Genomic DNA, 424 nt, shown 5'->3' with positions numbered 1-424 from the left:
GCGCGCCAGCGCGGCCGGCGTCAGCAGCCGCTCGTGCAAGGTGCCCAGCATGTCCAGGTGCAGCCCCGTGCACAGCGCGTGGCGGGCCAGCGTGTCGGCCGGTTCCGCGCCCTTGGCGCCGCCCTGCCTGGCAAGCCCGACGCGGAACAGGCGCGCCCAGAACAGCCAGCGCGCCAGGTTGCCCCGCCTGGCCGTGGCCGCCATCAGGTCGGCGTACGTGCCGGCCACGTCGATATCGCCCCGCCACAGCGCCACCGGGCAGGCCGACAGCAGCGCATAGCACAGGCTGGCATCGTGTTCCAGCGCCTGCGCCTGGCGTACGGCCTCGGCCGCGACGGCGCCAGCCTGGTCCGGCTGGCCCTGCAGCCACAGCACACGGCTGCGCAGGGCCAGCGCGGCGATGCGCTCGTCGGCCCGGCCCACG

Annotated in this window: 1 pseudogene; it reads right to left on the bottom strand. The window is 76.2% G+C overall.

The annotated features are described in order from the left end of the window. Window positions 1-424 (bottom strand): annotated as a pseudogene (locus GM672_RS28680) (hypothetical protein); the annotation flags it as partial.

This window comes from Pseudoduganella buxea, assembly GCF_009720835.1.
GTDB lineage: Bacteria > Pseudomonadota > Gammaproteobacteria > Burkholderiales > Burkholderiaceae_D > Rugamonas > Rugamonas buxea.
Note: the sequence above shows the minus strand (reverse complement) of the source record. Positions and strands in the feature narration are given on the sequence as shown.